Genomic DNA, 16,383 nt, shown 5'->3' on the forward strand with positions numbered 1-16,383 from the left:
TGTCGTCGTGCCGGCGGTGACCGAAAGCGAGGCGGTCCCCGACAGGCCCGCTATGGCGCCGCCGGACGAGCCGATCGCGCCGGCCAGCGAGCCGTTGGTGAGCGTGCCGCCGTCGAGGCTGAGGCTGTTGATCGTCTGCGCGGCGCCGCCGAGATCAAGCGTGCCGCCGGCGCCGACGGTCGTGGCGCTCGCCGCACTGAAAGCTTGAGTGCCTCCCGCCAGCAGGGTGGCGCCCGTGATCGACGTCGCGCCGGAATAGGCATTCGCGCCGGTCAGGGTCGTCGTGCCGGCGCTCGCGGACAGCGACGCGGCGCCGGACAGGCCCACTATCGTCCCGCCCGTCGAGCCGACCGCGCCCGTCAGCATGCCATTGGCCAGCGTGCCGCCGTTCAGCGTCACGCTGTCGACCGCCTGACGGAAGCCGCCGAGATCGAGCGTCGCGCCGGCATTCACCGTGGTGGCGCTGGCCTGGCTGAGACCGTTCACCGCGGCCGCCATAACAGTGCCCTGGTCGATGACCGTGGCACCGGCATAGCTGTTGGCACCGGCAAGCACCAGCCGGCCGAGATCGGTCTTGTGGAGGCCGCCCGTCCCCACGAGGGCCGAGGCGATGGTGACCGTGTAGCCGGTGCCGGCCAGCGTGCCGTCGCCGACGCGCAAAAGGGTCTGCGGCTCCGCCAGCGTAATCGCATCGCCTGTGATCGAATAGCCGTTCACCGCGAACTGCATGCCGGCTACCGTGAGGGCGCCGGCCGCATCGTCCACCGTCACCACGCCGTGTGCGCCCTGGAAAATAGCGAAGCTCGGATAGGTCGCCGGCGCGTTGAAGGTGCCGTTGGCATCCGTCCAGTTGGTGTTCGTCCGTGTCCAGCTGCCCGAGCCGCCATTGACCGTCCCCGTCCCGGGGCCACCCGTCGCGGCGCCGTTCCAGAAGGCGAGGGCGAGACCGCCGCTGTTGACGAGATTGACCTGCCCCGCCACGCCCGTCTGCACGCTCAGATCGGCGAGGTTCATCCCCGCCGGGATCTGCCCGATGTCGAGCCCGTTATTGGTGAGCGCGCCGCCATGGTCGAACACGCGGGCGATGCCGGGGCCGAACGGCGCCGCATTCACGATGTTGAGCGTGCCGTCGAGGGTCAGGTTGCCGGTCACGCTGAACGGCGCGCCGGGGGAGGACATGGCGCCCACCTCGATAAGCATCCTGGAGGCGGCATCGAGCGTCAGCGAAGCCATGGTCAGCACGCCGCCGGCGGCGCCGGACAGCGTGCCGCCATCGCTCACCACCTGCGCGAGCGAGCCCGTTCCGTACAGTACGCCGCCCCCATTGATGGTCGTCAGGTTGGCGGCCATGGTCCCGCTGACCCCCAGCACAGCGCCGCTGCCGACGCTGACATTGCTGTTCTGCAGCGAGCCCAGGACGCGCAGGACGCCGCCGGTTGTCACGGCGGTGCTGCCCGTATGGCTGTTCGTGCCGGACAGGTCGGTCGTGCCGGAGCTCGCGGACAGCGACGCCGCGCCACCGAGGCCGGAAATCGTGCCGCCTGTCGAACTGATCGCGCCCGACAGCATGCCATTGGTCAGCCTGCCCCCGGCGAGGCTGACGGCATCGATCGTCTGCGCCAAGCCGCCGAGGTCGAGCGTGCCGCCGGGCCCGACCGAGGTCGCGCTGATGCGGCTGAACGCATTGCTGCCCCCGGCCGTCAGCGTACCGCCGGTGACGGTCGTCGCACCGCTGTAGCTGTTCGAACCGCTGAGCGTCGTCGTGCCGGCGCTGACCGAGAGCGACGCGGTGCCGCCCAGGCCGGATATCGCGCCGCCCGTAGCGCTGATCGTTCCGGCCAGCGAGCCGTTGATCAGCGCCCCGCCTGCAAGGATGACCGCGTTGATCGTCTGCGCGAAACCGCCGAGATTGAGCGTCCCGCCCGTCGCCACAGTGGTTGCGCTGACAGCGCTGAGGGTGTTGGCGGCACCAGCCCGCAAGGTTCCGCCGGAAACGCTCGTCGCGCCGCTATAGCTGTTCGTCCCCGTCAGCGTCGTCGTGCCGGCGGTGATCGTGAGCGTGGCCGTGCCCGACAACCCCGCGATCTCGCCGCCCTCAGAGGCGATCGCGCCAGTCAGGGAACCGTCGGTCAGCCTGCCGCCGGCGAGGGTGACGGCGTTGATCGTCTGCGCGTGGCCTCTTAGATTGAGCGTCCCGCCCGTCCCGACGGTGGTGGCGCTGACGGCACTGAAGGCGTTCTCGTGGCCATAGGCGACCGTCAGCTCGCCGCCGGAAATGGTCGTATCGCCGGTATACGCGTTCGTTCCGAACACCACCGTCGTGCCGTCGGTGATCGTGAGCGAAGCGGTGCCCGACAAGTCCGATATCCAACCCATTATCGAGTTGATTGACCCGGCCAGCGCTCCGTTGGTCAGCGAGCCGCCGACGAGGGCTACCGCGTCGATCCTCTGCGCGAAGCCGCCGAGATCGATCGTGCCCCCCGGAGAGACCTGTGTCGCACTGCCGGTGCTGAAGGCGTCGGCGGTGCCGGCCCGCAAGTTCACGCCGGCAATGGTCGTCGTACCGGCATAGCTGTTCGTGCCGCTCAGCGTCGTCGTGCCGCTACTGATCCTGAGCGAGGCCGTGCCCGACAATCCCGATATCGACCCACCCGTCGAGTTGATCGGACCGCCGAGCGCACCGTTGGTCAGCGTGCCGCCGGAAAGGGAGATTGAAGCGACCGCGTGGGCAAAGCCTCCGAGATCGAGCGTGCCGCCCGCGATAGAGATGGTGCCGGCATTGCTCAGCAGGCCGCCGGACAGCGTGGTAAGCGAGCCGCCGCTGATCAGGGTCTGGCTCGCGTTGAGCGGGCCGCCCAGCGAGAGCGTGCCCGGTCCGGTCTTGGTGAAGCTGCCTGTCCCCGAAATGCCGGAGAGGTTGAGGTTCGCATCGGTCCAGATGGTGCCGCCGCTCGCGCCCAATATGACGCTGCGCGTGGTGCTGATGGCCGCCGTGGTGCGCAGCGTCCCGCCGTTCAGCGTGAGGGCGTTGCTGATGGGGCCGAGGCTGGCATCCGAGGCGATCGAGAGCGTGCCGCCGGTCACCGTCCAGGCCGGCATCGAGGACGACGCACCCGTCAAGCTCCAGGTGCCACTGCCTTCCTTCGTCAGAGCGGTGATGCCGGAGAATTGCCCGCCGGCGCTGTTGACGGCCGAGACGTCGAAAGACCCATCGGTCGCCCCGCCCAGCGCGAGCGTGGTGGCACCGCCGCCAACAACATTGCCCAGGATGCTGTAGCCGCTTTCGAGCACGAGCCGGTTGTCCGTGCCGGAGAAAGTGATCGCATCGGCGACGGCGCCGCTGCCGCTTCTGACCGTGCCTGCCAGGGTGATCGTGGAGTTGTTGGCGACGATGCCGACCCCGCCCAGCCCGAGCAGCCCAAAGCTGCCGAAAGCGCTGGCTGCCCCACCGGCGCCGCCCGAGCTGCCGTCCCCGCCGAGGACAAACGTTCCGGCCCCGATCGTGAGGGTCGCTCCGGTGAGTTGGATGCCGATGCCACCGGAGCCGCCCTCTCCGCCGTCTCCGCCGACTGTGATCGCGCTGCCGCCGGCGCCGCCAGCCCCGCCAGCACCACCGCGGATAGTGGCGCCCGCCTGTTCGAGCACCAGGCTCCCACCGGTCAGGACAATGCCGGTGCCGCCGGTCGCGCCTCGGCCGCCGGTTCCACCGACCTGGTCAGCTGCTTGCGCGATGCCGCCCACACCCCCGGCGCCACCCGCGCCGCCAGTCACGCCGGACCGGATCGTCAGCGTACTGTTCGCGGAGACCAGACCGGCCCCCCCGCTACCGCCGCCAGCGCCGACGCCCCCCGCGCCGGCGTTCGGGGAGCTTCCGCCAGCGCCGCCGAGACCACCTGTGCCGCCCGCAATCGTGTTCAGGACGGTGAGATCGCCGTTGGAGATCCCAACGGCGAAAGCGCCGGCACCGCCGGCACCACCGGTACCGCCGACCCCAAAAAATGAAGTGCCACCCGCGCCGCCGGAACCGCCGGCGCCGCCGGTCATGACTCCGGTCGTCGTATAGACTTGGGACGTACCTCCGATCATGAGAGCCGCGCCGCCACCGCCGCCGCCGCCGCCGCCGCCGACCCCGCCGGAGACCGTCGCAGTGCCGGCCGCGCCGCCGTTGCCGCCACGGCCGCCGGAGAGGTTTGGCGCTATCGTCTGCCCCGTATTGACGCCGAGCAATCGACCGCCGCCGCCGCCGCCGCCGCCGCCGAAAGTTCCAAACGAGCCGCCACCGCCGGCGCCGCCATTGATAAACCCGGGAATTCCGCCGGAAGACACGCCGCCGCCGCCGCCGCCGCCGCCGCCGAAGCCGTCGGCGCCGACGCCGCCGCCACCACCGCCGCCGGCGCTGATTCCCGGACCGATGATCGCGCCGCCCTCTCCGCCTGGTCCTCCGGCGCCGCAGCCCGTACCGGCAGTCTGTCCAGAGGCGTGGTTGCCGTCCGGGCAGGCGGCCATGGCCTCGGGCTGTCCGATCAGCAGGAAAAGCTGCAGCGCGGTGCCGGTAAGCAGCGTCGCCTTGAGCGGACGAATTGGATAGCGCATGGTCAATCTTATCCGGCGATGCGTCCCGCGCCCTCCCGGCGCGATATCTGGACCTATCGAAAGGTGGAACGCAAAACAACCGCTGATGCGAAACTGGCGCTGGACCAAATCGACCTTTACGTCACGCTGCGAGCCCACCACCTACGTCGAGCCGACACGATCGATCGCCGCTGCTCATCTCGACAATACGGTCCATATGACTGGTTAGCACAGAAGCTACAGCAGCGTAGCGGGTTTTTCTGGATTACCCGTGGCCCTGCCGGTGCCATCGGCAAAACGGCTGGCCTACATCGAGGGCAAGACAAGCCCGTCAGGTCCCTTCGGCAAGCAACCGACCATCGCGTCCCGATATCCAGGCTCACTAAGATCGTTTTGCGGTCATGGGGGCGCGATGAAACCAGTGTCCGGCTCTGGGCCAGTGCCCAATGTCGGGTAGTGGCGCCTGCCGCTGCTTCCTCCGGCATCGGTTACAGGCAACGATTGGCTCGGCGACTGTAGGAATGGCTGAAGTCACTCAAGCCGCATCCGGCATCCGCGCCAGCAGCTTGTCGAGCGTGAGTGGATAGTCGCGCACGCGCACGCCGGTCGCGTTGTAGACGGCGTTGGCCACGGCAGCTCCGACCCCGCAGATGCCGAGCTCGCCCACGCCCTTCGCCTTCATCGGCGAGGACATCGGGTCCGTCTCGTCGAGGAAGACCACCTCCTGATGCGGGATGTCGGCATGCACCGGCACCTCGTAGGAGGCCAGATCGTGGTTGACGAAGAAGCCTCGGCGCTTGTCGACCGCCAGTTCCTCCATCAGCGCCGCGCCCACCCCCATAGTCATCGCGCCGATGACCTGGCTGCGCGCCGTCTTCGGGTTGAGGATGCGCCCGGCCGCGCAAACCGCCAGCATGCGCCTGACCCGCGTCTCGGCCGTCGCCGCGTCGACGCCGACCTCCACGAAATGCGCGCCGAAGGTGGATTGCTGGTGCGTCTCGTCGAGGTCGCCATATTCGATGGTGTCCTCGGCCGTCAGCGACCCGGCCTCGGCCGCGCTCGCCAGCGACAGACTGCGGTTGCCCGCCTTGACCTCGCCGCCCGTGAAGACGGCCTCGTTCGAGTTGATGCCGAGCTTCTGCGCGACGGCCTCGCGCAGCTTCACGCAAGCGGCGTAGACACCGGCCGTCGAGCTGTTGCCGCCCCATTGCCCGCCGGAGCCGGCCGAGACGGGGAAGGCGGAATCGCCCAGCTTCACAACCACCTTGTCGAGATCGACGCCCAGCATCTCGGCGGCTGTCTGGCCGATGATGGTGTAGCTGCCCGTGCCGATGTCGGTCATGTCGGTCTCGACGGTGACGATCCCCTTGGCATCGAGGCTGACGCGCGCCCCCGATTTCATCACGAGGTTATTGCGGAAGGCTGCCGCGACGCCGAGGCCGATCAGCCAGTTGCCCTCGCGCATCCGGCCCGGCTGCTCCGCGCGCCGCGACCAGCCGAAACGCTCCGCGCCGACCCTGAAGCACTCGTCGAAGCGCCGCATCGAGAAGGGCCTCTTCGGCTTCTCCGGGTCGACCTGCGTGTCGTTCAGCAGCCGGAAGGCGATCGGGTCCATCCCGAGCTTCTCGGCCATTTCGTCCATCGCCATTTCCAGCGCCATCAGGCCCGGTGCCTCGCCGGGCGCGCGCATGGCGTTGCCTTCCGGCAGGTCGAGCTCGGCGAGACGCATCGCCGTCATCCGGTTGGCGCCGGCATAGAGCAGCCGCGTCTGCTGCACGGCGACCTCCGGCCCGCCGCCCTTGAGATCGCCCGACCAGCTCTCATGGCCGATCGCGGTGATCTTGCCCTCTTTCGTCGCACCCAGCCGGATGCGCTGGATCGTCGCCGGCCTGTGCGTCGTGTTGTTGATCATCAGCGGGCGCGTCAGCGCAACCTTGACCGGTCGCTTCGCCAGGCGCGCGCCCAGCGCCGCCAGCAGCACGTCGGCGCGCAGGAACAGCTTGCCGCCGAAGCCGCCGCCGATGAAGGGCGAGACGATCCGGATGTTCTGCTTGGGAATGCCGAGCGTCGTCGCCATGTCGGTGACGCCCCAGGCGACCATCTGGTTGGCGGTCCAGAGCGTCAGCTTGTCGCCTTCCCAGGCGGCCAGCGTCGCATGCGGCTCCATCATCGCATGGCTTTCGTCGGGCGTCGTATAGGTCTCGTCGAGGCTGACCGACGCGCTCGCGAAGGCGCCCGCGAAATCTCCGACATGGGTGTCGTCGAGGCTGGGATCGTTGCCCGTGGGCTTCGCGGCCTTGTCCTTCGCCGCCTTGAGGTCGAAGGCGCCCTGGGCGGCCGCATACTCCACCTTGATCAGGCTGGCCGCCGCGCGCGCCTGCTCGAAACTCTCGGCCACCACCAGCGCGACAGCCTGGTGATAGTGCTCCACCTCCGGCCCTGCGAGCAGGCGGGCGGTGTTGCGCGGGCCCTTCTTCAGATCGCCGGCCTCTCTGGCCGTCACCACCGCGAGGACGCCCGGCGCATTTCGCGCTGCGTCAAGCTCGATCGAAGTGATGCGACCCTTGGCGATGCCCGCACCGAGCACATGACCATAGGCCTGGTTCGCCACGACATCGTGCTGCTCATAGGCGTAGCGGGCCGCGCCGGTGACCTTGCGGGCGCCGTCGATGCGATCATGCGGCTGTCCGACCACCTGCAGGCGGTCGATCGGATTGTCGGTTGCCGGCTTGTCGAATTTCATGGCTCAGCCCCTCGCTTGCGTCAGCACCGCGCCGAGCGTGCGCTCGATCAGCGGCAGCTTGAATGCGTTCTCATGGGTCGGCTTGGCGTCGGCGAGAATGGCTTCCGCGGCGGCTTTAGCACCGCGGGGCAGCTCCGCCTCCGCCGTCTCGACGCGCCATGGCTTGGGCGCCACGCCACCGAGCGCGATCCGGCCGCTGCCGTCGCGCTGCACGATGGCCGCGACCGAGACCAGCGCGAAGGCGTAGGACGCGCGGTCCCGCACCTTGCGGTAGATCTGCGTGCCGCCGACAGGCTTCGGCAGCGTCACGGCCGTGATGAGTTCGCCCTGGTCCAGCACGGTCTCGACATGCGGGGTCTTGCCCGGCAGCCGATGCAGCTCGGCGACAGGGATCGAGCGGGTCGATCGATCGGGCTTCACCGTCTCGACCGTGGCGTCGAGCGCCCGCATCGCCACGGCCATGTCGGAAGGATGCGTCGCGATGCAGGCGTCGCTGATGCCGACCACGCCGAGTTGGCGCGAGAAGCCGCCGAGCGCCGAGCAGCCGCTGCCGGGCTGGCGTTTGTTGCAGGGCTGTGCCGTGTCGTAGAAATACGGGCAGCGCGTCCGCTGCAGCAGGTTCCCGGCCGTGGTGGCGCGGTTGCGCAACTGGCCGGACGCACCCGCCAGCAGCGCCCGCGACAGCACCGCATAATCGCGCCGGACGCGCTCATCCACCGCTAGCGCGGTGTTGCGAACCAGCGCCCCGATGCGCAGCCCGCCATCGGATGATGGCTCGATCTTGTCGATGCCGAGCCCGTTGACGTCGATCAGATGCGTCGGTGCCTCGATCTGCAGCTTCATCAGGTCGAGCAGGTTGGTGCCGCCGGCGATGAATTTCGCGTCGGGGCTCCTGGCCGCGGCGGCTGCGGCCTCAGCCGGCGAGCTCGCCTTTTCATAGGAGAATGCTCTCATCCCTGCCTCCCCGCCACCTCGGTCATCGCCTCGACGATGTTGGAATAGGCGCCGCAGCGGCAGATGTTGCCGCTCATGCGCTCGCGGATCTCGGCCTCGGTCGGCGCCATGGCGCCGGTGAGGTCGGCGCTGACATGGCTCGGGATACCGGCCTTGATCTCGTCGAGGACCGCGACGCCGGAGCAGATCTGGCCGGGCGTGCAGTAACCGCACTGGAAGCCGTCATGCTTCACGAAGGCCGCCTGCATCGGGTGAAGGTTGTCGACGCCGCCGAGCCCCTCGATCGTAGTGATCTCCGCACCTGCATTCATGATCGCCAGGGTCAGGCAGGAATTGATCCGCTGCCCGTCGACCAGCACCGTGCAGGCGCCACACTGGCCATGATCGCAACCCTTCTTGGTGCCGGTCAGGTGAAGCTGCTCGCGCAGCGCGTCCAGCAAGGTCGTGCGGGTGTCGAGTTCGAGCTTGTGGCTGCGCCCGTTCACTGTGAACGAGACCTCGCTCAGCACCGGCTTTCCGACGGGTGCCGGCTGGGCGCGCGCGCCCGCAGCCGTCGTGGAAAAGGCGGCGCAGGCGCCAGCGACGACCATCAGGTCACGCCGGTTCATTTCCAGTTCTCTGGGAGTTGGCATATCCGCCTCCGATTTCGACTAATCGCAGCTGGTAACTCGCTCCCGAGCCAGCTGCGTTGCGAAGGAGAACGACCGAAGCGGCGGCTAGTTCATTCTCATTCTAAAATGCCGCACACACGAGATCGTCAGCGCGCTTCTGAATCTTCCGATCAAAGGATGAAAGCGGGAGGCTCGGCCCATCGGGAACGTCCGCTGTCCGGCGATGGTCTAATGTCAGCTTGTGGTGCATTTCGCCGGCTGCCACCCGACAATTATCATGACGCGGTCCAGCGGCGGCCGTTTTCGGCCACCGCTATTACCTTGGATCAGATCCGGTTGTCCCAGGCCTGGAGCTGATGGCTCTTGAGCATGTCCTCGATCACCAGCGGCACGACATTGCGGAACTTGCCGTCATCGGCTGGGACTATCTCGATCATGCGGTCGATCATCTCCTGCGGGTCCATCTTGCCTTCGGGCGTGGCGAAGAAGTCGTTGAAGCCCTTCCTGAGATCGGCGCGCCTGGTGACGTTCACGTCGTCGTCGAGCCAGCGGAAGGGGTTGTCCGCCATCGTCTCGTTGTAGCCGGTGTAGTAGGCGCCGGGATTGATCGTCTGGATCTTGATGCCGTAGGCCGCAAGTTCCTGCTGCAGCGCCTCGGCGATCGATTCCAGCGCATGCTTGGTCGAGACATAGGTGCCCCAGTTCGCCGGGGTGAACAGGCCGCCCATCGAGGAGGTGAAGACGACCTTGCCCTTCTTGCCGGCGCGGACCCATTTCTGGACGACGCCTTGTGTCAGCACCAGCGGCAGGAAGACGTTGATCTCGTAGTTGTTGCGGACGAGCTCGATCGGGATCTCCCAGACTGGGCCGGCCTCGCCCATGCCGGCATTGTTCCAGAGGATGTCGAAATCCCATTTCAGCGCCTGTCTGACGTCGTAGGCGTCGGTCAGGTCGAGCCGCTCGACGCGGATCCTGTCGGCGAGCCCGAGCGCGGCCACCTCCTCGCGCAGGGGCGTGACCTGCGACGAGACATGCACGGTGGCGATGATGTTGTGGCCGTTGCGAGCCATGCCGATGGCGGCGCCCTTGCCGAAGCCCGAGCCTGCGCCGGTGATGAGGATGGTTTTGGTCATGACGTGTTCCTTTGCCGGATGTGATGGGTTGGGGAGGCGTGGAGGTGGTGGGGATGTCAGCCGCCGAGCGCTTGCGCGGCGGCCTGGGCGATCTCACGGTCCTGAGCGACGGCTCCGCCGGAGACGCCGACGGCGCCGATCAGCAGGCCGTCGGGACCGAACAGCGGAATGCCGCCGGCGAAGGTCATCAATCCGCCATTGCTGAGTTCCAGGCCCGGCGCCGGAGCGCCCGGCTTGCAGTAGTCCCACACCGCTTCACTGGCGGCCTGGAAGAGGACGGAGGTGCGTGCCTTGCCCGTCGCAACGTCGATCGAGCCCAGGACGGCGCCATCCATCCGGCTGAACGCCTTGAGATGGGCGCCTGCGTCCAGCACCGCGATGTTGACGGAAATGCCGACGGCGTTGGCCTGTGCCTCGCCGGCCGTGAGGATCCGGCGGGCCTGTTCGGTGGTGATCATGGGCTCTCTCCCGCGAGAGGCGGACAGCTCAGGCTGCCGCGCTGGTTTCGGGAAAGTCGGTGCTGACGGCGACCTGCCGCCAGGCGGCGAGCTCCTCCGCCACGAAAGCGTTCTTGGCTTCGATCGCCGCAACCGTGTCGCTGCCATAGGGCATGCGCAGCGGCGCATCCGGATTGCCGCCGAGTGCAATCAGCGCGGCGGCCAGTCTGGCGGGGTCGCCGGGCTGCCGATGGCTGAGTTGTGCAGCATGCTCGCGCACCATCCCGGCGGTTCCGGCATAGTCGGCGATCTGGCCGTTGCTGACGCTCAGCGAGCGTGCGTCGAGGAAGTCGGTGCGGAAATAGCCCGGCTCGACGATCGTGGCCTTGATCCCGAGCGGTGCCAGTTCCTCGGCCAGCGCCTCGGTCAGCCCTTCGACGGCGAACTTGGTCGAGCAATAGACGCCGAAGCCCGCGCCGCTTCGATATCCGCCGATCGACGAGATGTTGAGGATATGGCCGCTGCGGGCGCGCCGCATATGGGGCAGGACGGCCCGAACGACGTTGAGGACGCCGAAGACATTGGTGCGATAGAGCGCCTCGACCTCGGTCGCGGTCGCCTCCTCGACGGCACCCAGCAGCCCGAAGCCGGCATTGTTCAGCAGCACATCGATCTTGCCGAAGCGACGGATCGCCTCCTTGGCGGCGGCATAGGCCTGCGCCTCGTCGGTGACGTCGAGCGCCACCGCCAGCAGGTTGGGATGCTCGCCAAGACCAGCCGTAACGCTGCGCGGGTCCCGCGCAGTGGCGACGACGGCGTCGCCCTTTTCCAAAGCCAGCTTCGCGACAAGGGCCCCAAAGCCGCGCGACGCGCCGGTGATGAACCAGGTCTGCATGATCTCGTCTCCTTCAAATCGCTCGGCCCCGATGCCGATGAAAGGAGGGTAGTCATGTCCGTCAGATGAGAGTATCCACGCAGTCTTCAACGACTTGATGAGTTTATCTCAGCAATGGATCAAGGCGCGCTCGCGCTCTTTATGGCCGTGGCCCGGCATCTCAGCTTCCGGCGTGCCGCGGACGAACTCGGCTGCACGCCGTCGGCGGTCAGCCACGGTTTGCGTGCGCTGGAGGAACGGCTTCAGGTAAGGCTGGTCAATCGCACCACGCGCAGCGTCGCGCTGACCGAGGCCGGGCAGGGGCTGTTCGGTCGCATCGGACCGGCGTTCCGCGACATCACGGATGCGCTCGACGATCTCAACAGCTACCGCGACCAGCCGATCGGGAACCTGCGCCTGAACGCGGCCCATCTCGCGACCGAAATCCTGCTGTTGCCCTATGTCACACGCTTCCTCGAACGCCACCCGACGGTGACGATCGAAATCGTCTCGGACAATGCCCTGATCGATATGGTCTCCGAGGGCTTCGACGCCGGCTTGCGCTTCGGCGAGACTGTCGCGCAGGACATGATCGCGGTGCCGATCGGCCCGCGCCAGCGCTCGGTCGTGGTGGCGACACCGGGTCTCTTCGCTCGCCACGGCATGCCCGCCGCGCCCGAGCAACTGCGCGGCCTGCCTTGCCTGCGGCTGCGGTTCGGCAGCGGCCGATTCTACGACTGGGAGTTCGAGCGCGGCGGCATCGAGTTCAAGGTCGCAGTGCAAGGCCCGCTCGTCCTGAGCGACCAAGGTCATCTCCTGCAAGCCGCACTGGCAGGCGCGGGCATCGCCTATCTCTTCGAGAGCCAGGTCGAGCAGCACCTGGCCGAGGGCCGGCTCGTCCGCGTGCTCGAAGAATGGTGTCCCTACTATCCGGGCTTCCACCTCTATTACCCCAGCCGGCGCCAGATGCCCTCGACGCTGCGGGCCTTTATCGACTTCGTTCGAGGCGAACGCATCGCACCGTAGTGCAATTTCGCAGACGCCCCCGATGCGGGAATGTCTGCTCCGCGGCAGTCCGCTATTGGCGCCTAGCGATGGAGTGGATGAGTTATAGTTGCTTCGGATGCGGCATCCCGATGGAGGGTGCGTCATGCTTGTCGAAGCTCGACAAATTCATCATCGCCTGGCTTGGAATGCCGGGCACATCATCGGCCAAAGCCGCCGCTGACGCCGCGCCACATCTGGGCCATCCGGACACGGCTACAGCACGACCGGCGCGTGCAAGATCTGGCGATGTCCAATCTCGCAATCGACAGCAAGCTGCGTGCGCGGCCACGCCATGCCGAGAGTCGGAGCGCAGGGCGTCCCTCGGCAACGGTCGTCACGAAGTCGTGTGCCCCGCTGGCCGACGAGATTTCGCCGAATAGCTTCAGTAGGACTGCGGTTGAACGGGAGGCTCATCGCCTTGGCCGACGGGCTGTCACCTCGATCCACGGAGCAAGCGATGCTGTCCATTTCCACGACACGCCGCGGCCTGCTGGCTGCCGGGGCCGCCTTTGGCGCGACGGTGCTGACTGAGGGAGCGCCGACGATCATTCAGCCGGCACAGGCACAGGGATTGGCGCCGACGGGTTCGATGCGCGGCGGCGCCAACAATTACCGTCCCAACGCGCCGATCGTGCAGCGCATCGGCAATGGCGGCTTCTGGATGTCCGGGACGGTGCGCCGGGCCGTAGATGGCGCGCCGTTGCCTGGAATCCGCATCCAGATTTGGGCCCATACCACGGAGGGCTACGAGACCGATGCGCACAGCCACGGCGCAACGCTGACCGACGCCAACGGCGTCTTCCGTCTCGAGATGCCGCAGATCATCCCGGCCTTCGGACAGGCGCACGGCCATCTCGCCTATGACGACGACGCCTTCCAGACCGTGTTCCTGCGCCCGGTGATGCAGAGTTCCCGAGACAAGAGTCTGAAGGCTGACTTCGTGCTCCAGTCGGCGTGAACCGCATGCCGTGGATGAGGGCGGCCCTGATCTGGGCCGTGGTCGCGGGTGCGATCGTCGTGTCGCTCGCCGTTGCTGCAACCAGCCCGCTGCTCGCTTGGCGAGGGCCAGTCTATGTTGTGGCCGGTTTCGCCGGCGTCTTGGCGCTGGCGCTTGTCCTGCTGCAGCCTCTGCTCGCGGCCGGATACCTGCCGGGGCTCCCGGTCCCGCGTGGGCGTCGGGTGCATCGCTGGGTCGGAGCTGCGCTCGTCGCGGCGATCATCATTCACGTCGCCGGGCTGTGGCTGACCAGCCCGCCCGACGTCGTCGACGCGCTTCTCTTCGACTCGCCAACGCCGTTTTCGGCCTGGGGGGTCGTCGCCATGTGGGCCGCCTTCGCAGCGGCGCTGCTCGCCGCGCTGCGCCGGCCCCTGCGTATCAGGCCGCGGCTCTGGCGTCTCGGCCATGCCGTGCTCGTGGTGTTGGTCGTGCTCTGCGGAGTCGTCCACGCGCTGCTGATCGAGGGGACGATGGGGAGCGTCTCCAAGCTCGTGCTCTGTGCGCTCGTCGTCGCGGCAACTGCGGTCGCGCTGTTCGATCTTCGCGCCGCGATGCTTCTGACACGGCCAAAGCCGCAGGACCGGCACCTGTGATCCTCGCGGCTCCCAGGGAGCGCGCAGCAGGTTGACGGCTCTCCAGCCACCCCGTCGGGCGCGTGCGCGGCAGCGCGAGGGGCCCAGGCGATGAGCGCGCGTGACTGTCGCCGTGGTCTGACGCTGAAAGCCGCGAATCGTGTTCGGATGCCGCCTTGGCAGTCGGAGCATTCAGCCAAAGTCACCGGGTATCAGTCAGGTGAAGTCGCGCGACGGTCGCTCGAAGCGAGTTGCTTAAAGTCCGTTCTCCGGCTTTGGGCGAACGTCGGGAAGTGGCGCTACTTCCCTTGGTTCAGTTGCGCGAGCCACTCGCCAACAACCGCTTCTGCAGCGGTCGCTAGGTCGTGTCCGCGTTGAGTCCAGTCTTGGCGAAGCCTAGCAAGATCGATCTCGGCGGCGGCGAGCTCGGCCGCGTGACCCACCAGCCATTGCTCAGCTTTGGCAAGCCCCGCCTCGGGGTGGAACTGCAGGGCGAGCACGTTGCTGCCGATGGCGAAAGCCTGCTGTTCGACCATCGACGACGAGGCGAGGTTCTGCGCGCCCGGCGGCAGCGCGTAGGTGTCGCCATGCCAGTGCAGTACGGGTATGCCGGCGAGGTGGCGCAGCGGGCTGGCCTCTCCTTGCGCTGTGAGCGTGAGCGCAGCGAAGCCGATCTCCTTGATCCCCGTCGGGAAGATCCGGCTCCCGAGTGCCGCAGCGACCAGCTGCGCTCCGAGGCAGATGCCGAGTGTGGGAAGCCCAGCGGCCAACCGCGTTGCGATGAAGGTGCGCTCGCGAGCGAGGAACGGATAGGCTTGTTCCTCGTAGACGCCGACAGGGCCCCCGAGCACCACAAGCAGGTCTGGCGCCAGGGGATCGCCGGCGCAAAAATCCGGCTCGCCGACATCGCTGTAGGCGAGCGAGTAGCCAGCCTGGGCCAGCGGGGCTGCGAAGGTCCCGAGATCCTCGAAATGGACATGGCGAAGCGCGAGACAGGTCCTGGTCATGGTCTCTGCTCCGCCGCCATGACGCCGGCCGGCAGCGCGCAGCGCCCGCTCGTGCAGGCTTCGCCGACCTCGTCGCCCTGCGTCTCATGCAGCGGGCGGGGGCTCGCCAATACCGTCGCGATCCGTGCGCCGACCGCGATATCGTCCTCGACGCCGAAGGCGTGATGAGCGACGCGCCCGTCGCGCCCGATCAGCACGGTTGAGGGCGTGCCGCGCAACCGATAGCGCCGCATCGTGACGGGGGTCTCGCTGCCCTCTTCGGCGAGGTCTACCGCCACGGGCGACTTCAACCGGTATTCGTGAAGGAACGCACGCAGCGTCACCGGAGTCATCGCCGCATGATGCTCGAACACGGTGTGCAGACCGATGATCTGCAGGTCCGTGCCGGCAAAGACGCGCTCGATGCGCTGGACCTGCGGGATCGCCTGCGCGACGCAGCCCGGGCAGAGCAGCTGGAAGGCGTGCAGCAGCACCGGTCGGCCGCGCAGGGCTGCCAGGCTTAGAGGGGCCGGTGTGTTGAACCATTCGGAGACGGCGAGCTCTGGCGCCAGCGGCGCTAGGCTTGCCCTGCCTGGAACACTCAAGCTAGGTCTGTCCATGTTCTTTCTCTTCGATTGCCTGGAGGGGAGGAATAGGCGGGTTCGCCGATGGCAGTCGGCGAACCGGCAACGCTTTGCGCTTCAGACCGCGCTCACTTCGCCGGCGCGACCTTACCGGGCAGACTGAGATCGCCCGATGCGACCTTGAAGACGTCGCTGACGCAGAGCAGCGGCGCATGCAGGTTGCCGTTGACCTTGAGCCCCGCGGTGACGCCGTCGAAGGACGCGCCCTTGATGCCGCCGATCAGCGCCAGCGGGATCTCGACATCGACGCTGTCGCCCTTGAAGGTCGTCGGGTATTCCGGGCTGTCGATCAGCAGAGGCACGTTGGGCCAGGTCGGCGGCACCTTCGGCTTGGCGCCGGCGGGAATGTCGATGACCTTGAGCCCGGCGCCGCAGGCCTTCTCCTGCGCCAGCACGACCCGGTGCGGGTGCCAGATGTGCCGGTTCCTGGCGCCATAGGCCGCATCGTCGAAATCGGGGTGGAAGGTCACCGCGAGCGCGACGATGCCCTGGTCCTTCTCGAAGCCGATCTCGGCGCTGTTGAGCGTCGTCGGCCAGACATAGGCATAAACGCTCGAGCCCTCGAACTTGCCCGTCGCGTCGGGCTTGTCCTTGCCGGCCTCTCCACGCACGCGCGTGGTGAAGACGGCCTTGTCGCCCCTCGTCACGATCGTCGTCTCGATGATGTCGAACGAAGCCTGCGCCGCTTCGGAGGGCTTCGCCTTCACCGAATGCGCCGCGGCGGGCGCGAGCCACAACGCGGCCGTGCCGGCGGCGAGGGCCGCGGCCATCAAGCTCCTGAACATGGTCTTTTTCCTTCTCTGCTTGCCTGGA

Annotated in this window: 12 protein-coding genes; 3 read left to right on the top strand and 9 right to left on the bottom strand. The window is 67.7% G+C overall.

All coding sequences use genetic code 11. The annotated features are described in order from the left end of the window. Positions 1-5,107: 5,107 nt before the first annotated feature. The 6 genes from paoC to ASE63_RS17380 all read right to left on the bottom strand — a co-directional run bounded on the left by paoC (position 5,108) and on the right by ASE63_RS17380 (position 11,345). The gene (gene paoC / locus ASE63_RS17355) at positions 5,108-7,315 is read right to left on the bottom strand and encodes an aldehyde oxidoreductase molybdenum-binding subunit PaoC (RefSeq protein WP_056803942.1); all 2,208 of its coding nucleotides are present in this window, start codon (positions 7,313-7,315) and stop codon (positions 5,108-5,110) included. A 3-nt stretch (positions 7,316-7,318) separates the two neighbouring features. Next, positions 7,319-8,269: a xanthine dehydrogenase family protein subunit M gene (locus ASE63_RS17360; protein ID WP_056803945.1), complete on the bottom strand. Its 951-nt coding sequence runs from the start codon at positions 8,267-8,269 to the stop codon at positions 7,319-7,321. Next, positions 8,266-8,901 carry an aldehyde dehydrogenase iron-sulfur subunit PaoA gene (paoA, locus tag ASE63_RS17365; RefSeq protein ID WP_082610054.1) on the bottom strand — a complete coding sequence of 212 codons (636 nt, stop codon included), beginning with the start codon at positions 8,899-8,901 and terminating at the stop codon, positions 8,266-8,268. The genes ASE63_RS17360 and paoA overlap by 4 nt, the downstream gene beginning before the upstream one ends. Before the next feature lie 305 nt (positions 8,902-9,206). After that, on the bottom strand, positions 9,207-10,013 hold the full coding sequence (locus ASE63_RS17370) for an SDR family oxidoreductase (protein ID WP_056803948.1): 807 nt from the start codon (positions 10,011-10,013) through the stop codon (positions 9,207-9,209). A 56-nt stretch (positions 10,014-10,069) separates the two neighbouring features. Next, a complete protein-coding gene (locus ASE63_RS17375) occupies positions 10,070-10,471 on the bottom strand; it encodes a heme-binding protein (RefSeq protein WP_056803951.1) in 402 nt (133 codons plus the stop codon). Between the two features lie 28 nt (positions 10,472-10,499). Beyond that, on the bottom strand, positions 10,500-11,345 hold the full coding sequence (locus tag ASE63_RS17380; RefSeq protein WP_056803953.1) for an oxidoreductase: 846 nt from the start codon (positions 11,343-11,345) through the stop codon (positions 10,500-10,502). Positions 11,346-11,459: 114 nt separating this feature from the next. Between ASE63_RS17380 and ASE63_RS17385 the strand changes: the two genes are divergently transcribed. The 3 genes from ASE63_RS17385 (at position 11,460) to ASE63_RS17395 (ending at position 13,961) form a co-directional block, all read left to right on the top strand. Then, complete coding sequence (locus ASE63_RS17385; protein WP_056803956.1) at positions 11,460-12,350, top strand: LysR family transcriptional regulator; 891 nt, start codon at positions 11,460-11,462, stop codon at positions 12,348-12,350. A 478-nt stretch (positions 12,351-12,828) separates the two neighbouring features. After that, positions 12,829-13,329, top strand: coding sequence for a hypothetical protein (locus ASE63_RS17390; protein ID WP_056803958.1), 501 nt, complete (start codon positions 12,829-12,831; stop codon positions 13,327-13,329). Positions 13,330-13,334: 5 nt separating this feature from the next. After that, positions 13,335-13,961, top strand: coding sequence for a ferric reductase-like transmembrane domain-containing protein (locus ASE63_RS17395; protein ID WP_056803962.1), 627 nt, complete (start codon positions 13,335-13,337; stop codon positions 13,959-13,961). 278 nt (positions 13,962-14,239) lie between these two features. Here ASE63_RS17395 and ASE63_RS17400 read toward each other — a convergent pair whose 3' ends face one another. The 3 genes from ASE63_RS17400 to ASE63_RS17410 form a co-directional block, all read right to left on the bottom strand. Next, positions 14,240-14,947, bottom strand: coding sequence for a glutamine amidotransferase (locus ASE63_RS17400; RefSeq protein ID WP_056803964.1), 708 nt, complete (start codon positions 14,945-14,947; stop codon positions 14,240-14,242). Beyond that, positions 14,944-15,546: a redoxin family protein gene (locus tag ASE63_RS17405; RefSeq protein WP_156410436.1), complete on the bottom strand. Its 603-nt coding sequence runs from the start codon at positions 15,544-15,546 to the stop codon at positions 14,944-14,946. Before ASE63_RS17405 ends, ASE63_RS17400 begins: the two co-directional genes overlap by 4 nt. Before the next feature lie 92 nt (positions 15,547-15,638). After that, positions 15,639-16,355: a hypothetical protein gene (locus tag ASE63_RS17410; RefSeq protein WP_056803968.1), complete on the bottom strand. Its 717-nt coding sequence runs from the start codon at positions 16,353-16,355 to the stop codon at positions 15,639-15,641. Positions 16,356-16,383 lie beyond the last annotated feature (28 nt).

This window comes from Allobosea sp. Root381 (genome assembly GCF_001429395.1).
GTDB lineage: Bacteria > Pseudomonadota > Alphaproteobacteria > Rhizobiales > Beijerinckiaceae > Allobosea.